We start from the raw sequence: 17591 nt of genomic DNA on the forward strand, positions 1-17591 counted from the left end.
GTCCCATCCCAAAGCCCGCTACGGCGGGCTTTTTCACGGGTCTTTGCCGAGGCGTGTTTCATCGCTTTCGCGCAAAATCAGGCGCATGCAGCTTAATTTCATCGCCAACGCCTCCCTTCCGTCCGTCTCCGGCAAGACCATTCCCGTCATAGACCCGTCCGACGGCCAGGTGTTTGACGAGATCCAGCGCAGCAACGCGCACGACATCGACACCGCCGTGCGCAGCGCGCGCGAATGCCTGGAACTGGTGTGGAGCCGCTTCAACGCCGCCGAACGCGGGCGCCTCTTGATGCGGCTGTCGGCCAAGGTGGCCGAGCATGCCGAGGAGTTGGCCCTGCTGGAGCAGCGCGACTGCGGCAAGCCCACCAAACAGGCGCGCGCCGACGCGGCGGCCCTGGCGCGCTATTTCGAGTTCTATGCCGGCGCCTGCGACAAGCTGCACGGCGACACCATTCCCTACCTGGACGGCTACAGCGTGATGACCTGGCGCGAGCCGCACGGCGTCACCGGCCATGTGATCCCCTGGAACTACCCCATGCAGATCTTCGGCCGCAGCGTGGGCGGCGCGCTGGCCGCGGGCAATGTCTGCGTGGTCAAGCCGGCCGAGGACGCCTGCCTCTCACTGATCCGCGTGGCGCAGCTCGCCGCCGAGGTCGGCTTTCCGGCCGGCGCCATCAACATCGTGACCGGCTACGGCCATGAAGTGGGCGACGCGCTGGCGCGCCACAAGGGCATAGACCACATCAGCTTCACCGGCAGCCCGGCGGTGGGCACGCTGATCCAGCAGGCGGCGGCCGAGCGCCACTGCCCGGTCACGCTGGAACTGGGCGGCAAAAGCCCGCAAATCGTCTTTGCCGACGCCGACCTGGACGCCGCGATTCCCGCCATCATCAACGCCATCGTGCAGAACGCCGGCCAGACCTGCTCGGCCGGTTCGCGCCTGCTGGTGGAACAGGCGATTTACGAGCCGCTGCTGCAGCGCCTGGGCCACGCCTTTGAAAACCTGCGCGTGGGCCCCGCCGCCATGGACCTCGACGTCGGCCCCCTGATACGGCAAAGCCAGCAACAGCGCGTCTGGGACTTTTTAAGCGACGCGCAGGTCGCCAACATCGCGATGGTGGCCCAGGGCCAGATCGTCGACGAGGCGCCCGACACCGGCTTTTACCAGGCCCCCACCCTGCTGCGCGACGTCCCGGCCACGCACCGGCTGGCCCAGGAAGAGGTCTTCGGCCCGGTGCTGTGCGCCATGAGCTTCAAGGACGAGAACCACGCCGTGGAACTCGCCAACGCCACCCAGTTCGGCCTGGTCGCCGGCATCTGGACGCGCGACGGCGCGCGCCAGTTCCGCATGGCCAGGCGCGTCAAAAGCGGCCAGGTCTTTATCAACAACTACGGCGCCGGCGGCGGCGTGGAGTTGCCTTTTGGCGGCGTGAAGTCCTCGGGCTACGGGCGCGAAAAAGGCTTTGAAGCGCTGTACGGCTTCACCACACTCAAGACCGTGGCGGTGCGCCACGGCTGAGCGCCGGCACCCATCCCGACGGTCCCCCCGGGGCAGGGATGTAATAAGCTCACGTATCAGTTCGATAACTCAAAATACCTGGAGACAACCCATGCGGGTCAAAGACAAGTCCATCATCGTCACCGGCTCCGGAGGCGGTATCGGTGAAGGCATCGCCCGGCGGCTGGCGGCCGAGGGCGCCAAGGTCATCGTCAACGACATCAATGTGGCGCTGGGCGAAAAAGTCGTGGCCGCCATCACCAAGGCCGGCGGCACGGCCTCTTTCTTCGCGGCCGACGTGACGAAGTCCGCCGAAGTCAAGGCCCTGGTCGACGCCGCCGTGCAGCGCTACGGCCGGCTCGACGTGATGGTCAGCAACGCCGGCTGGACGCACCGCAACCAGCCCGCGCTGGACGTCAGCGAGGACGATTTCGACAAGTGCTACGCCATCAACGTCAAAAGCATTTACCTGGCCACCATCCACGCCACGCCGGTGTTCCGCAGCCTGGGCGGCGGCAGCTTCATCAACATCGCCTCCACCGCCGGCGTGCGCCCGCGCCCGGGCCTGACCTGGTACAACGGCTCCAAGGGTGCCGTCATCACCACCTCCAAATCGCTGGCGGCCGAACTCGGTCCCGACAACATCCGCGTCAACTGCGTCAACCCGGTGTTCAACCCCGACACCGGCCTTTCGGCCGAATTCGCCGGCGGCCCGCTGGACGAGGAGCGCAAGGCCCGCTTTCGCGCCAGCATCCCGCTGGGGCGGTTTTCGACCGCGCTGGACGTGGCCAATGCCGTGCTTTACCTGGCCAGCGACGAGGCGGATTTCATCAGCGGTATCTGCCTGGAGGTCGACGGAGCCCGATGTGTCTAGCCCCAGCTGTACCCCGGGATGACGTGCATCTCTTGGGGATAAGGCCTCTTTTTAACGCCTTGGAAGGGCCAATGGAGTAAATTCTCCCTTTGGGCCCCTCACGATGACGACCGAAAAAATCATTCCGCTGGCAGATATCCGCTACGCGAGCCGCGTGCCGCATATCCCTGCCCGGGTCACGGCGCCCACCGGCCTCTTGAGCGACACACGGGGCCGGCCGCTGAGGGACCTGCGCATCAGCGTGACCGACCGCTGCAATTTCCGCTGCAGCTACTGCATGCCGCGCGAGGTCTTCGACAAGGACTACGCCTTCCTGCCGCAAAGCTCGCTGCTGAGTTTTGAGGAAATCACCCGCCTGGCCAAAATCTTCGTGGCGCACGGGGTCGAAAAAATCCGGCTGACCGGCGGCGAGCCGCTGCTGCGCAAGCACCTGGAGGTGCTGGTCGAAATGCTGGCCAAATTGCAGACACCCCAAGGCAAGCCGCTGGACATCACGCTGACCACCAACGCCTCGCTGCTGGCCAAAAAAGCCCAGTCGCTCAAGGACGCCGGCCTGCAGCGCGTCACCGTGAGCCTGGACGCGCTGGACGACGCCACCTTCCGCCGCATGAACGACGTGGATTTCCCGGTCGCCGACGTGCTCAAGGGCATAGAAGCCGCGCAAAAAGTGGGCCTGGCGCCGCTCAAGGTCAACATGGTGGTCAAGCGCGGCACCAATGACGCGGAAATCCTGCCCATGGCCCGGCATTTCCGCCACACCGGCGCGGTGCTGCGCTTTATCGAATACATGGACGTGGGCGCCACCAACGGCTGGCGTATGGACGAGGTGCTGCCCTCGGCCCAGGTGGTGGAGCGCCTGAACGCCGAATTCCCGCTCAGCGCCATCGACCCCAACTACAGCGGCGAAACCGCCGAGCGCTGGCGTTATGCCGACGGCGCGGGCGAGATCGGCGTGATCAGCAGCGTGACCCAGGCTTTTTGCAGCGACTGCAACCGGGCGCGCCTGTCCACCGAAGGCAAGCTCTTTCTCTGCCTGTTCGCCAGCCAGGGCCAGGATTTGCGTGCCCTGCTGCGCGGCGGTTATGCCGACGAGCAGATCGCGGCGGCCGTGGCCCATATCTGGCAAGGGCGCGACGACCGCTATTCAGAGCTGCGCGCCGCGCTGCCGGCTGACACCAGCATGCCTGAAAGCCAGGCCAAGCGCGTCGAGATGAGCTACATCGGTGGCTAGCATGACAAGCAACAGCCACAACAGCTCGCTGCATGCCGAAGCCATCACCGGCCTGATCCTGGCCGGCGGGCGCGGTTCGCGCATGGGCGGGGTCGACAAGGGCCTGCAGAACTTCAACGGCGTGCCGCTGGCCCTGCACACCCTGATGCGGCTTTCGCCCCAGGTCGGCGAGGTCATGGTCAATGCCAACCGCAACCTCGCCGCCTATGAAGCCTTCGGCGTGCCGGTCTGGCCCGACAGCACGGGCCTGGGCGAATTCGCCGGGCCGCTGGCGGGTTTCCTCACCGGCCTGGAGCGCTGCGAGACACCTTACCTGCTGACCGTGCCCTGCGACACGCCGCTGTTCCCTGACGACCTGGTGGCGCGCCTGGCCGAAGCCTATGTGCGCGAAGGGGCCGACTTCGCCGTGGCCGCCGCGCCCGAGGAAGACGGCCAGCTCAGGCCGCAGCCGGTGTTTTGCCTGATGGGCACCCACATGCTCGAAAGCCTGGTGCGCTTCACCCACGGCGGTGGCCGCAAGATAGACGCCTGGACGGCGCAGCACAAAACCGTGTCCGTGCCCTTCGACCGGCCTGGCGACGACGCGCACGGTTTTTTCAACGCCAACACCCTGGCCGAGCTGCACCAGCTCGAATCGCGCCTGCCGTGAAGACGCTGGACCAGATCGCGGCCGAACTGCAGGGCTACGACCCGCAAGCCCTGTCGGCCGGCCAGGTGCTGGACTTTCTCTCACGGCTGGTGGCGCCGGTCCAGGACACCGTCAAGCTTCCGTTGTTCGAGGCCCTGGGCCGCGTGCTGGCCGAGGATGTGGTGTCGCCCTTTGACGTGCCGCCCCATGACAACTCGGCCATGGACGGCTTTGCCTTTGACGGCAGCCAGCTGGCCGCCGGCACGGCGCTGGAACTGCGGGTCGCGGACGGTACGGCGCTGGCCGGCAAAGCCTGGCAAGGCAGCGTGCAAGCCGGCCAGTGCGTGAAGATCATGACAGGCGCCATCATGCCCGCCGGCCTGGACACCGTGGTGCCGCAGGAATTCGTCAAGCAGCATCCGGACGGCAGCATCAGCATCCCGCCCGGCCTGCTGCGCGCCGGCGACAACCGCCGCCTGCGCGGCGAAGACCTGGCACAAGGGCTGCCGGCGCTGCGCAAGGGCGAAATCCTCACGCCGGCCCGGCTGGGCCTGGCGGCCTCCCTGGGCCTGCCCACCCTGCCCGTCTGGCGGCCGCTGCGCGTGGCCTACTTTTCCACCGGCGATGAAATCCTCTCGCTCGGCGAGGCGCCGCGTGAAGGCGCGGTCTACGACAGCAACCGCTACACCGTCTTCGGCATGCTGAGCCGCCTGGGCTGCGAAGTCATCGACATGGGCGTGGTGCGCGACGACCCGGCCCTGCTCGAAGCGGCCTTCACCGAGGCCGCCGCGCGGGCCGATGCCATCATCACCTCGGGCGGTGTCAGCGTGGGCGAGGCCGACTTCACCAAGGCCATGATGAAAAAACTCGGCGACGTGGCCTTCTGGCGCATCGCCATGCGGCCGGGCCGGCCTATGGCCGTGGGGCGCATACCGCCCCCAGCGCAGGGCACCTCCTGCAATCCCAACGGCGCGATCCTGTTCGGGCTGCCCGGCAACCCGGTTGCCGTGATGGTGACCTTTCTGGCCTTTGTGCGCCCCGCGCTGCTGCAGATGATGGGCGCCGGCGCCGCGCAACCGCCGCTGCTCAAGGCCCGCAGCCTGGAGCCCATGCGCAAAAAAGCCGGCCGCACCGAATACCAGCGCGGCTGGGTCTCCACCGCGGCCGACGGCTCGCTGCAGGTCAAGACCACAGGCAGCCAGGGCTCGGGCGTGCTGCGCTCCATGGCCGAGGCCAACGGCTTGATCGTGCTGCACCACGCGCAAGGCAATGTGGCCGTGGGTGATGAAGTCGATGTGCTGATGTTTGAGGGCGTCCTGTAAATCCATTGGACGCACGGCGCGGGCAGAGCCTAGTCGTTGCGGGGAACTGGTAGCGGGGGCAAGTCTTCGTAGCCGAAAAAATAGGGCACGACCCGAAAGCCCATCAGCAAGCCGCCCTTTTCGGGCGTGGCGTTCAGGCGCTCATAGTCCTGCGCGCCCAGGTGCTGTATTTTTTCGGCGTCGCGGTGCCGGCTGAAAACGTCGTGGCGCCACTGATAGACCTCACCGAGTTTTTCCAGGTAGGTGTAGTGGTGGTCGTTGTCGTTGTAATAGTCGTCAAACCGGTTGCCTCCCAGGTAGATGGCGTTGGAGCCCTCGTACCCCGTTTTCTGGCTGGTGCGCACGTCGGTGTTCAGGAAATACACCCAATCGCCCGGAACAAAGTTGCCGGGGGCAACATCGCCCACCATGCGCAAAACCTTGCCCGGCCGCTCAAGCTCCAGGGGATCAAAATCCACTTCAAAGCTCCACATGCGGCCGGGCTCCAGGTCAACCAGGGGCTCCCTATCGGCCAATAGCCGCTGTTCCACGACGCGTGCCTTGCCGGCATCCCTTTTGACGCGGCGAAAGTAATCCAGCGCGCCTTGCGCAAACACCACCTTGGTCGCGGCGTAGCAGCCTATGTCGTATTTTCCCTGCTCAAAAAACATGTCATTCAGGGCTTTGTGCAAAGGGGTACGTAGCCTGGGCGTTCCATTGGCCCAATAACGGGCATTCCATTTGGCGGGGCCGCCCTCGGGCCAGCCCCACTCCAGCACCTCGGCCCAGGCCACGGTGTTCTGGCGAACGCCGACATGGTCGGCCAGGGCCTGCACATCGCAGGCCTTTCCCCTGAATTCGGTCAAGCGGCCCGGGTGCAGCAAGGCCAGCAGGATTTCTTTTTGGGAGACCGTCCTGAGCTTGCGCGTCTTGTTGTTTTTCACCGGCATCAGCAGCACCTCGTCCTTGATCGCCAGCTCAGTGCGTTGAGCCAGGAACAGGGTGCTCACGGTCGTGCCTGAACCCAGCAGGGAATAGGTCATGGCACCCCGGGGCTTATCGACGGTCTCCTTCACCAGGCGGGCCGGAATGCCAAGCCGCTGGAGGTAACGAAACATCTTGGGGCTGAGCTGCGCCAGCTGGGACGGTGAGCAGAGGAACTGCACACCATAGGTGCCGGCCTCCGGCGCCTCCTGGGCTTGCGCGAAAGCCGTATGGGCCGCTGCAAGCAGGAGCGCAACCAGGAAAGAAACAGCTGTACGGATCCGGCCCGTGCGGGTCGCGGTCAAAACGGCGTTCTCACCGCCATGCCGGGAACCCGGCCTGGAATACGCGGCGCCTTCCGGTCATTTCGCCACGTACTCCGGATGTTCATGGTGCGCATCCGGTGCTTCTTTCGCGACCGCCTTGTTCGCCCCCGGAATGGCCTTGCGCGCAAACAGGGTGTACATGGTGGGCACCACAAATACGGTGAGCAAGGTGCCCAGGGACATGCCGCCCACGATGACCCAGCCGATCTGGATGCGGCTCTCGGCGCCCGCGCCCTTGGCCAGGGCCAGCGGCAAGGCGCCCAGCACCATGGCGCCGGTGGTCATCATGATGGGGCGCAGGCGCTGCGCCGAAGCCTTGACCAGCGCGTCTATCATCTCCAGCCCCTGGCCGCGCAGCTGGTTGGTGAACTCGACGATCAGGATGCCGTGCTTGGTGATCAGGCCCACCAGCGTGATCAGGCCGATCTGCGAATACACATTGAGCGAGCCACCCGACCACTTGAGCGCGAGCAAGGCCCCGATCATGGACAGCGGCACCGAAAGCATGATGACCAGCGGGTCGATAAAGCTTTCGAACTGCGCCGACAGCACCAGGAAAATAAACAGCAGCGCGAGCACAAAGACGATGGCCAGCGCGCCCTGGGAGCTCCTGAACTCGCGCGAGGTGCCGTTGAGGTCGGTGCTGTAACCGGTCTTCAGCACCTTGGCGGCGGTCTGGTCCATGAACTTGAGCGCCTCGCCCAGCGAATAGTCGCTGGCCAGGCTGGCCGTGATGGAGACCGAGCGGCGCTGGCCGAAGTGGTTGAGTTCGCGCGGCGAGACGCTTTCGCGCATCTTGACCAGCGCCGACAGCGGAATCATCGCGTCGTTGCGGCCGCGCACATAAATACGGTCTATGTTCTCGGGCGTGATGCGGCCGCTGGCCTCGGTCTGCACGATCACGTCGTACTGCTCGGCATCGCGCTTGTAGCGCGTCACGTTGCGCCCGCCCAGCAAGGTCTCGATGGCCTTGGCGATCACCTGCACGCTCACGCCCAGGTCGGCCGCCTTGTCGCGCTCGACCTCGATGCGCAGCTCGGGTTTGTTCAGCCGCAGGTCCACGTCGGGCGAGACGATGCCGGGGTTTTTGGCGATCTCCTCCAGCATCTGGCGCACCACGGTGTTCAGGTTCTGGTAGCTGTCGGAGGTCTGGATCACAAAATTGAGCGGCCGTTCGCGAAAGCCCTGGCCCAGCGAGGGCGGCGTGATCGGAAAGGCAGTGACGCCCGGCAGCGCGTTAAATTTGGGCTGCAGCTCGCGCGCCATGTCCAGGGTGGAGCGCTCGCGCTTGTCCCAGTCGACCGTGCGGTAGACCACGCTGGCCTGGGCCACCGTGGGGTTGCCGACGTTGGCGAAAATCCGGTCGAACTCAGGGAAGGGCTCGCCCATCTTCTCAAGCGCCTTTGCATAACGGTTGGTGTAGTCCAGCGTCGCGCCGTCCGGCGCGTTGACGTTGGCCAGGATCACGCCGCGGTCCTCGATCGGCGACAGCTCCTGCTTCATGCCCGGGAACACCAGCGCGATGGCCAGGGCGCTCAGCAGCATCACGCCGATCACGATCCAGCGCGCCTGCAGGGCCATGCCCTTGAGCCGCTGGGCCAGCGAGGGCCGGCTGCCCTCTTCCACCACGGGCACATAGCGCGTGGTGACCACCCAGCGCAGAACCGCGCCGTAACGGTCGGAAATCGCGGTCAGGGCCCGCTCCATGTAGCGGTCAAAACGGTTGGGCTTGGGGTTGTGCTTGAGCAGCTGGGTGCACATCATGGGCGTGAGCGTCAGCGCCACAAAGCCCGACACCACCACCGCGCCGGCCAGCGCCAGCGCGAACTCCACAAAGAGGCGCCCGGTGCGGCCCGGCGTGAAAGCCAGCGGCGCGTACACGGCCACCAGCGTGGCCGTCATGGTGACCACCGCAAAACCGATCTCGCGCGCGCCCTTGATGCCGGCCGAGAACGGGTCCATGCCCTCCTCGATGTGGCGGAAGATGTTCTCCAGCATCACGATGGCGTCGTCCACCACCAGGCCGATGGCCAGCACCAGCGCCAGCAGGGTCAGCGTGTTGATGGTGAAGCCCGCCAGGGCCATCATGGCGAAGGTGCCTATCAGGCTCACCGGAATGGTGACGATGGGGATGATGGAGGCGCGCAGCGTGCGCAGGAACACAAAAATCACCAGGGCCACCAGTACGATGGCCTCGGCGATGGTGTGGTACACATTGTTGACCGAGCGGTCGATGAACACCGAGTTGTCGTTGGCGACGTCGATCAGCATGTCGGCCGGCAGGTCGGCCTTGAGCTTGGGAAAGACTTCCCGCACGCCCTTGGACAGGTCCAGCGGGTTGGCCGTGGCCTGGCGGATGACGCCGACCGCCACGGCCGAGCGGCCGTTGAGCCGGACCGCCGTGCGCTCGTCGGCCGCGCCCTCCTCCACGCGCGCGACGTCGCGCACCTTGACCGAAAAGCCGTTGACGTTCTTGATGACGATCTCGCGGAACTGCGCGGGCCTGACCAGGTCGGTCTGCGAGGTCACGCTGAATTCACGCTGCTGCGACTCGATGCGGCCGGCCGGCAGCTCCAGGTTGCTGCGGCTGATGGCGTCCTCCACGTCCTGCGTGGTCAGCTTGTAGGAGGCGAGCTTGTCGGTGTCCAGCCAGATGCGCATGGCGTACTTGCGCTCGCCGAAGATGCGCACGTCGGCCACGCCGGTCACGGTCTGCAGGCGCGGCTTGACGATGCGGTTGACCAGGTCGTTGATCTGCAGCGGCGTGAGCGAGTCGCTGGAAAAAGCCACCTGGATGACCGGAAAGGCGTCGGCCTCGACCTTGGCGATCACCGGCTCTTCAATCGCCTGCGGCAGGCGGTTGCGCACGCGCGAGGTGCGGTCGCGCACCTCGGCGGCGGCCGAGTCGGCGTCTTTTTCAAGGCGAAAGCGCACGCTGATCTGCGCCTGGTCGGCCCGGCTGATGGAGGTGATCACGTCCACCGCGTCGATGCCGGCGATGGAGTCTTCCAGCGGCTTGGTGACCTGCGACTCGATCACCTCGGCCGACGCGCCGGCGTAGCGCACGCTGACGGTCACCACGGGCTCGTCGATCTTGGGGTACTCGCGCACGGACAGGCGGTTGAAACTGACCGCCCCTATCAGCACGATCAGCAGGGACAGCACGGTGGCAAAGACCGGGCGGCGTATGGAAACTTCAGCGAGTTGCATGGGGATCTATGGAAACCGGGACGGCCGCTCAGGTGGGGTCGCGCGCCGGCGGGCCCGCGGGAATGCGCTCGGCCGGGCTCAGGCTGCGCACCGGCACCAGGCCCCGTGGGGCTTCGGACACAACGACGCCGCAGGGGTTGGGGCCGGACAGCGGCGCCTGGGCCGCAGGTTCTGCCGCGGCGGCTTTCACCGGGGCGGGTGCTGCATTGGCAGCGGCGGGCGTGGCGGCTGCCGGGGCTGAAGCACCCGCGGCCGGGGCGGCGGCTTTTGCATTCCCCGCGCGGGCCGAAGCACCCGCGGCCAGGTCCACCACGGTGACCAGCGTGCCGTCGCGCTGCACGCGCTGCTGGCCGGCCGAGACCACGGTGTCGCCGGCCTCCAGGCCTTCAAGAATTTCGACCTTGCCCGGGCTGCGCAGGCCGACCTTGACCTCCACGCGTTTGGTCGTGCGGGTCTGCTCGTTCGGGCCTTCCAGCAGCTTGATGACGAACTGCCGTCCGCCCTGCGGAACAATGGCCTCCTCGGGCACCACGCGGGCGTTCTCGCGCACGCCGAAGACGGTGTTGACACGGGCGAACATGCCGGGGCGCAGCTGCAGCTGGCGGTTGTCTATGCAGCCGCGCACGCCTATGGAGCGGCCGTTGGCGTCGATCAAGGGGTCTATGGCCTGGATCTGCGCGTTGTACTTGCGGCCGGGCAAGGCGTCGATGTCGAGCATGGCCGTCTGCCCGCGTTTGACCTTGTTCTGGAAGCGCTCGGGCAGGCGGAAGTCGACAAAAATCGCCTCGATGTCCTCGATGTTGACGATGTCCGCGCCGTCCTTGAGGTAGTCGCCCACGTTGACCAGGCGTATGCCGGCGATGCCGTCAAAAGGCGCGAGGATTTTCAGGCGCGCCGCCGTGGCCTTGGCCAGCGACAGCTTGGCTTCGGCCACCTGCAGGTTGGCCGCGCTTTCATCGAGGGAGCGCTGGCTGATGAAGTTTTGCGCCACCAGTTCCTGGTTGCGTTTCTGGTTGGCCCGGGCGATGGAGAGTTCGGCCTGGCTTTGCTGCACCTGGGCCAGCGGCAGCTGGTCGTCGAACTGCACCAGCACCTGGCCTTTGCGCACGCGCTGGCCGTCGGTGAAGTTGAGCTGGGTGATGCGCCCGCTGACCTCGGGCCGCAAGACCACGCCGCGGCGTGAACGCAGGCTGCCCACGGCTTGCGTGTCGTCCGACAGCCGGGCCAGTTCCACTTTGGCGGCTTCCACCGTGACCGGTTTCCCCGAATTGGCGCCGTTGCCGTTGCCGGAGGCTGAAGGTGTGGCGTTTGCGGCATCCGGCGCCTTGGGTTTCTGGAGCCACCAGGCGGCGCCCGATGCGACCGCGATGCCCGCGACGGCGACAGCTGTGTAGAGTGCTTTGGATGCCATGGGGAAGGAACTTGCAATACAAAGAGATACAAACTTCCAATGTAGCAGGACACCATGGCGCGCGCAGCCTTTTCTCGCCCTTGCCAGGGGCAAGCGCGGTAGCTTTACAACGGCTTTACCAAAGGCCGGCGGCCGCCGTGGGCCGGATGCTACGTACGCTTATGGTGCATGCCGGCGCGCGGGCATTGGCGCCGGCCATCCCTGCTTGGGTCGCATTTTTTCGCGCATGTTCCCGCCGCCGCCCGCGGCCCACCCGGGCGCTTGTTACAAGCGGCCCAGCGCGCGTTCCACGCCCTTGTTGGCCAGCGCGTCGGCGCGTTCGTTGCCGGGGTCGCCGGCATGGCCCTTGACCCAGCGCCAGTCGATCTTGTGGCCGCTGCCGCTCACCAGCGCGTCCAGGCGCTGCCACAGGTCCACGTTCTTGACGGGGGCCTTGGCCGCCGTGCGCCAGCCCCTGGCCTTCCAGCCGTGGATCCACTCGGTGATGCCTTTGCGCACGTACTCGCTGTCGAGGTACAGCGTCACGCTGCAGGGCCGCTTGAGCGCGGCCAGGGCCTCGATGACGGCCGTCATTTCCATGCGGTTGTTGGTGGTGCCCAGTTCGCCGCCGAACAGTTCTTTCTGGGTGCCGCCCTGGGACAGCAGCACACCCCAGCCGCCGGGGCCGGGATTACCCTTACATGCGCCGTCGGTGTAGATCACGACGGGCTGTGACGTGGCGGCTGGGCTGGTGGGTAAATCGGTCATGCGTTGCTTGCTGCTTATGAAAAAAACACCGGGCCATACAACACCCGGCGGTTGAAAAAGAAAGAAAAAAGACCGGCTCAAACCGGCGGCCGCAGCCGCACGGCCGGCTCCTTGTTGGCCACCGCGGCCGGTGCCGCGGCTGGGGCCTTGCGGGCCTTCCAGGCAGGCTCCAGCAGCCGCACACCGCGCACACGCTTGATCGCCGCGAGAAAGTACACGGCGCCGAAGATAGGCCACCAGCGCGCGCCCGCCGCGTCCATCCACTCGAAGCGGTCCAGCCAGGCCTGGCTGGTCAGCGCCGGGCGGTAGCAGCCGAAGCGCCCCGACTCTACCTCAAAGTCCAGCAGCCTCAGCCAGTCGCGCAACCGCCAGTAGCCGATGAATTCTCCCGTCTTGGGCAGGAACAGGCTGTCGTAGCCCCAGCGCTGGTACAAGTGGCCGCGCCGCTGGCGCAGGCCCCAGAGGCTGGTGGGATTGAGCCCGCTGATCACCACGCGGCCCTCGGGCACCAGCACCCGGCTGACCTCGCGCAGGGTGGCATGCGGGTCGCGGCTGAGCTCCAGTGTGTGCGGCAGCACCACCAGGTCCAGGCTGCTTTCCGGAAACGGCAGCGCGCCCGAGTCGGTCAGCAAGGCCGCGCGCCGGGAACTTGCCGCGGGGGCGCCGGTCGCACCATCAGCGTGCGCGGGCGAGGAAGGCACCGACTCCAGCGCCAGCCATTTGTGCGGCATGCGGTTGGCCTGCAATGCATCGAGTTCCGGCAGGCCCAGTTGCAGCGCGTGGTAGCCGAAGACGTCGCTGACGGCCTGGTCAAAATGCGCACGCTCCCAGTCCAGCAGGTAAGCGCCAGGCGGCGTCGCCAGCCAGTCCGTCAAACCTATAATTTCAGAGCTCATCGAACCACCGCATGTATTTGATCCCCATCCCCGCCTTCAATGACAACTACCTCTGGTTGTTGCATGACGGCAAGCGCGCCCTGGTCGTGGACCCGGGAGATGCCGGGCCGGTGCAGCGCACCCTGGATGAGCACGCATTGCAACTGGAGTCGATTCTAGTCACGCACCACCATGCGGACCACACGGGCGGTGTGGATGCCCTGCGCGAAACCACGGGTGCCCAGGTCTGGGGCCCGGCCACCGAGCGCATTCCGCAGCCTTATACCCACCTCAAAGGCGGCGACACCGCGCAGGCCCTCGGCCTTGAATTCCAGGTGATTGACGTGCCCGGCCACACGGCCGGCCACATCGCCTATTACACCCCGGACGTGGACGGCAAACCCCTGCTGTTCTGCGGCGACACACTATTCTCGGGCGGCTGCGGGCGTTTGTTTGAAGGCACGCCCGCGCAGATGCTGGCCTCGCTCGACAAGCTTGCCGCCCTGCCCGGCACTACCGTGGTCTGCTGCACCCATGAATACACGCTGTCCAACCTGCGTTTTGCCATGGCCGTGGAGCCCGGCAACGCGGAACTGGCGGCCTACCAGGCCAAATGCATACGCCTGCGCGAGCAAGGCGTGCCCACCCTGCCGAGCTCAATCGCGCAGGAATTGCTGGTTAACCCCTTTTTGCGAACCCGGCAAGCCACTATCATGCAGGCTGCCCGGCACTTTGATGCGTCGGCCCATGACGACACCACCGTATTTGCCGCCATCCGGCAGTGGAAAAACCAATTCAAATGACGCCACACCCCCGCACCACTGCAGTCGCCACTTTTTCGAGCTTTTCCGGCCCTTCGAACTCTTTCTCTTCCCCACTATTTCGCCTTGTGTCGCTGGCCCTGCTGCTGGCGGCGGCGCTGCTCGCGGGCTGCGCCACGCAGGCGCCCGGCCTGCCCAGCGACCCGGTGCTGACCACCGGCGGCGCGCCGGCCGCCAAGCCGCTGCTGCCCAGCGGCCCGCTGCAGGCCATCACACCAGGCCAGGCCGGCTCACGCCAGATCGCTTCGACCGAGCCGCCCAAGGAGCTCTGGGACCGCATACGCCGCGGCTTTGCCATGCCCGACCTGCAAAACGAGCTCGTGACCGACCGCGAGCAGTGGTATGCCAGCCGGCCCGACTACATCCAGCGCATGACCGAGCGCTCCAGCAAATACCTGTTCCACATTGTTGAGGAACTCGAGCGCCGCCAGATGCCCACCGAATTGGCCCTGCTGCCTTTCATCGAAAGCGCCTTCAACCCGCAGGCCGTCTCCAGCGCCAAGGCTGCCGGCATGTGGCAGTTCATGCCGGCCACCGGCAAGTATTTCGACCTGAAGCAAAACGCCTTCCGCGACGACCGCCGCGACGTGCTGGCTTCCACCCGCGCCGCGCTCGACTACCTGCAAAAACTCTACGGCATGTTCGGCGACTGGCACCTGGCGCTGGCCGCCTACAACTGGGGCGAAGGCAGCGTGAGCCGCGCCATCGCCAAAAACCAGCGGGCCGGCCTGGGCACCAGCTACTCGGACCTCAACATGCCGGCCGAAACCCGGCTCTACGTGCCCAAGCTGCAGGCCGTCAAGAACATCGTCGCCAACCCGCAGGCCTTTCGCACCGAGCTGCCGCTGATCGAAAACCATCCCTACTTCCAGCAGGTGCTGATCACGCGCGACATCGACGTCGCCCTGGCCGCGCGCCTGGCCGACGTCAAGATCGAGGACTTCAAGGCGCTCAACCCCTCGGCGCACCGCCCCGTCATCATCGCCGCCGGCACGCCGCAAATCCTGCTGCCCTGGGACAACGCCACGGTGTTCCAGCGCAACTTCGAGGCCTACAGCCAGGGCCAGTACGCAAGCTGGACGGCCTGGACCGCGCCCAGCACCATGAGCCCGGGCGAGGCGGCGCGCCGCACCGGCATGAGCGAGACCGACCTGCGCGGCGTCAACAACATCCCGCCGCGCATGCTGATCAAGGCCGGCTCCACCCTGCTGGTGCCGCGTTCGGCCAAGGTCGAAACCGACGTCACCCCGCATGTGGCCGACACCGCCCAGGTGTCCTTCGCGCCCGAAGTCGTCACGCGCCGCACCACCGTGAAAGCCCGCAAGGGCGAATCGGTGGCGACCATCGCCAAGCGCTACGGCCTGAGCGCCGCCAATGTGGCCGAGTGGAACCACGTCAGCGCCTCCAGCGCCTTCAAGCTGGGCCACCCGGTGGTGGTCTTCCTGCCGGTCAAAAGCCATGCCGCCTCGGCCAGCCACGGCCGCGGCAAGGCCGGCGTCAAGGCCGTCAAGCGCGGCACGGCCAAGCCTGTCGTGAAATCGAAAAAGCGCTAAGGCGGCGCTTTCACGCCCCGGGCGGCTACAGCTTGAGTGTGCCCACGCCGAACAGGCCCACCAGGCCGATGACGATCAGGTAGATGGCCACGATGTAGTTGAGCAGGCGCGGGATGATCAGGATCAGGATGCCGGCGATCAGGGACATCAGCGGCCCTATGCTGAGCGAGAGGTTCATGGCGTTTTCCTTGGAGTTTTGGATGCCGGCCTGCCCGCCTGCCCTCACGCGGCGGCGAGGGCATGGAACGGGGCAAGCCCGGTTTTGACTCTAAGGAGGTGCGCCGCCGGGCGCTGTAGGACGGCAGGAAGTTTGCGGTACAGGGGAAAACGCCAAGGTTTTCCGTCAGAGCTTTTCCGTCTCGCCGCTGCGCGGCTGCCACTTCATGAGGCGTTTTTCGAGCCGGCCCACAATGCCGTCCAGCACCAGCGCGAAGGCCGTCAGCACCACGATGCCGGCGAACACGGTGTTGACGTCAAAGGTGCCCTCGGCCTGCAAAATCAGGTAACCCACGCCGCGCGCCGAGCCCAGGTATTCACCGACCACCGCGCCCACAAAAGCCAGGCCCACCGAGGTGTGCAGGCTGGAGAACACCCAGCTGGTGGCGCTGGGCAGGTACACGGTGCGCAGCAGCTGGCGCTGGTTGGCGCCCAGCATGCGGGCATTGGCCAGCACCACCGGGCTGACCTCCTTCACGCCCTGGTAGACATTGAAGAACACGATAAAAAACACCAGCGTGACGGCCAGCGCCACCTTGCTCCAGATGCCCAGGCCCAGCCACAGCGAAAAGATGGGCGCGAGGATCACGCGCGGCATGGAGTTGGCGGCCTTGATGTAAGGGTCCAGGATGGCGCTGGCCGTGGGCGCGAGCGCCAGCCACAGGCCGCAGGCCAGGCCCAGCACCGTGCCGATGCCGAAGGCCAGCACCGTCTCCAGCAAGGTGGTGCCCAGGTGCAGGTAGATGTCGGCATTGCCAGACAGTCCTTCGGGAAACAGCGCGCTGGGGCCGAAGCCGAAAGGCATGAACCAGCTCCAGACCCGGCCCGCCACCTTGATCGGTTCGCCCAGGAAAAACGCGGTCTTCTGGTTGCGCGAAGCGGCGTGCCAGACCAGCAGGATGACGACCAGCAAACCCACTTGCCAGGCGCGCAGGTTTTTTTCGGAAGGTTTGACATGCCGCCACATACTCAGGCGGCCTTCTTCAACTGCTGCGCATAACCCTTGAGCACCTCGTCACGCAGCACATTCCAGATCTGCGTGTGCAGCTCGACAAAACGCGGGTGGTGGCGCACCTCGGCCACATCGCGCGGGCGCGGCAGGTCGATGGCGAACTCGCCTATGGGATGGGTGCCCGGGCCGGCCGACAGCACGACCACGCGGTCGCTCATGGCAATGGCTTCGTCCAGGTCGTGGGTGATAAAAAGCACGGCCTTCTTTTTGGCGGCCCAGAGCGCCAGCACTTCGTTTTCCATGAGCTGGCGCGTCTGGATGTCCAGCGCGCTAAAGGGTTCGTCCATCAGGATGATGTCCGGGTCCAGCGCCAGCACCTGGGCCAGCGCGGTGCGCTTGCGCATGCCGCCCGAGAGCTGGTGCGGATAGCGGTCGCCGAACTCGGCCAGGCCCACGCGCTCCAGCCAGCCCTGTGCCTGGCGGCGCGCTTCGGCTTCGGGTACACCGCGGTACTGCAAGCCCATCATCACATTGGCCAGCGCGCTGCGCCAGGGCATCAGGGCTTCGGTCTGGAACATATAACCGGCGCGGGTGTTGATGCCGGCCAGCGGCGCACCAAAAACTTTGACCTCGCCCGACGAGGCCTGCAGCAGGCCTGCGCCTATATTGAGCAGCGTGGACTTGCCGCAGCCCGTGGGCCCGACGACCGAGACGAACTCGCCCGCGTTGATGCGCAAGGTGGTGTTGCTGACCGCGGTGTAGCGCTGGGCCGCGTCGTCGCGTGAGCGGAAGGTGCAGCTGATGTCGATCAGCTCGAGGGCGCAGGCGGTATCGGGTTCGGGCATGGCGGGAGCTTACAACAAGCTGCCTGCACGGAGATAGGCCCCCACGCTTTTCACTTCGCCTTCGGCTTCGTGTAATGCGCTGCCCCCAAGGGGGCGCTGCGCCTGCGGTCTGGCAAAGC

General features: G+C 66.2%; 15 protein-coding genes. 7 read left to right on the top strand and 8 right to left on the bottom strand.

Annotated features, from left to right (window positions below):
- Positions 1 to 85: 85 nt before the first annotated feature.
- The 5 genes from ACEN9P_RS00120 (at position 86) to moeA (ending at position 5553) form a co-directional block, all read left to right on the top strand.
- Positions 86 to 1519, top strand: a complete 1434-nt coding sequence (locus tag ACEN9P_RS00120) for an aldehyde dehydrogenase family protein (RefSeq protein WP_477663310.1) — start codon at positions 86 to 88, stop codon at positions 1517 to 1519.
- Between the two features lie 91 nt (positions 1520 to 1610).
- The gene (locus tag ACEN9P_RS00125) at positions 1611 to 2372 is read left to right on the top strand and encodes an SDR family oxidoreductase (protein WP_477713217.1); all 762 of its coding nucleotides are present in this window, start codon (positions 1611 to 1613) and stop codon (positions 2370 to 2372) included.
- Positions 2373 to 2475: 103 nt separating this feature from the next.
- Positions 2476 to 3603 carry a GTP 3',8-cyclase MoaA gene (gene moaA / locus ACEN9P_RS00130; RefSeq protein ID WP_495620744.1) on the top strand — a complete coding sequence of 376 codons (1128 nt, stop codon included), beginning with the start codon at positions 2476 to 2478 and terminating at the stop codon, positions 3601 to 3603.
- Between the two features lies 1 nt (position 3604).
- Positions 3605 to 4252: a molybdenum cofactor guanylyltransferase MobA gene (gene mobA, locus ACEN9P_RS00135; protein WP_495620745.1), complete on the top strand. Its 648-nt coding sequence runs from the start codon at positions 3605 to 3607 to the stop codon at positions 4250 to 4252.
- Entirely contained in the window at positions 4249 to 5553 is a 1305-nt protein-coding gene (gene moeA, locus ACEN9P_RS00140; RefSeq protein ID WP_495620746.1) for a molybdopterin molybdotransferase MoeA, read from the top strand. The genes mobA and moeA overlap by 4 nt, the downstream gene beginning before the upstream one ends.
- 29 nt (positions 5554 to 5582) lie before the next feature.
- Here moeA and ACEN9P_RS00145 read toward each other — a convergent pair whose 3' ends face one another.
- From ACEN9P_RS00145 to ACEN9P_RS00165, 5 genes are all read right to left on the bottom strand, one after another.
- Positions 5583 to 6821 (bottom strand): TGL-type protein-glutamine gamma-glutamyltransferase, encoded by a 1239-nt coding sequence (locus ACEN9P_RS00145; RefSeq protein ID WP_495620747.1) that lies wholly within the window; start codon positions 6819 to 6821, stop codon positions 5583 to 5585.
- Positions 6822 to 6878: 57 nt separating this feature from the next.
- Positions 6879 to 10052 (bottom strand): efflux RND transporter permease subunit, encoded by a 3174-nt coding sequence (locus ACEN9P_RS00150; protein WP_495620748.1) that lies wholly within the window; start codon positions 10050 to 10052, stop codon positions 6879 to 6881.
- Positions 10053 to 10080: 28 nt separating this feature from the next.
- Positions 10081 to 11463, bottom strand: coding sequence for an efflux RND transporter periplasmic adaptor subunit (locus tag ACEN9P_RS00155; RefSeq protein WP_495620749.1), 1383 nt, complete (start codon positions 11461 to 11463; stop codon positions 10081 to 10083).
- A gap of 264 nt (positions 11464 to 11727) precedes the next feature.
- Positions 11728 to 12210, bottom strand: a complete 483-nt coding sequence (rnhA, locus tag ACEN9P_RS00160) for a ribonuclease HI (RefSeq protein WP_477663318.1) — start codon at positions 12208 to 12210, stop codon at positions 11728 to 11730.
- A 77-nt stretch (positions 12211 to 12287) separates the two neighbouring features.
- Positions 12288 to 13106 carry a class I SAM-dependent methyltransferase gene (locus ACEN9P_RS00165; protein WP_477701059.1) on the bottom strand — a complete coding sequence of 273 codons (819 nt, stop codon included), beginning with the start codon at positions 13104 to 13106 and terminating at the stop codon, positions 12288 to 12290.
- 11 nt (positions 13107 to 13117) lie between these two features.
- Between ACEN9P_RS00165 and gloB the strand changes: the two genes are divergently transcribed.
- Entirely contained in the window at positions 13118 to 13888 is a 771-nt protein-coding gene (gloB, locus tag ACEN9P_RS00170) for a hydroxyacylglutathione hydrolase (protein WP_495620750.1), read from the top strand.
- Positions 13885 to 15459: a transglycosylase SLT domain-containing protein gene (locus tag ACEN9P_RS00175; RefSeq protein WP_495620751.1), complete on the top strand. Its 1575-nt coding sequence runs from the start codon at positions 13885 to 13887 to the stop codon at positions 15457 to 15459. The genes gloB and ACEN9P_RS00175 overlap by 4 nt, the downstream gene beginning before the upstream one ends.
- Before the next feature lie 25 nt (positions 15460 to 15484).
- Here ACEN9P_RS00175 and ACEN9P_RS00180 read toward each other — a convergent pair whose 3' ends face one another.
- The 3 genes from ACEN9P_RS00180 to ACEN9P_RS00190 all read right to left on the bottom strand — a co-directional run bounded on the left by ACEN9P_RS00180 (position 15485) and on the right by ACEN9P_RS00190 (position 17472).
- Complete coding sequence (locus ACEN9P_RS00180; protein ID WP_007871478.1) at positions 15485 to 15637, bottom strand: DUF3096 domain-containing protein; 153 nt, start codon at positions 15635 to 15637, stop codon at positions 15485 to 15487.
- A 165-nt stretch (positions 15638 to 15802) separates the two neighbouring features.
- Entirely contained in the window at positions 15803 to 16642 is an 840-nt protein-coding gene (locus ACEN9P_RS00185; RefSeq protein ID WP_495620752.1) for an ABC transporter permease, read from the bottom strand.
- Positions 16643 to 16644: 2 nt separating this feature from the next.
- A complete protein-coding gene (locus tag ACEN9P_RS00190) occupies positions 16645 to 17472 on the bottom strand; it encodes an ABC transporter ATP-binding protein (RefSeq protein WP_495620753.1) in 828 nt (275 codons plus the stop codon).
- Positions 17473 to 17591 lie beyond the last annotated feature (119 nt).

This window comes from Polaromonas sp. Polasp52 (assembly GCF_059491565.1).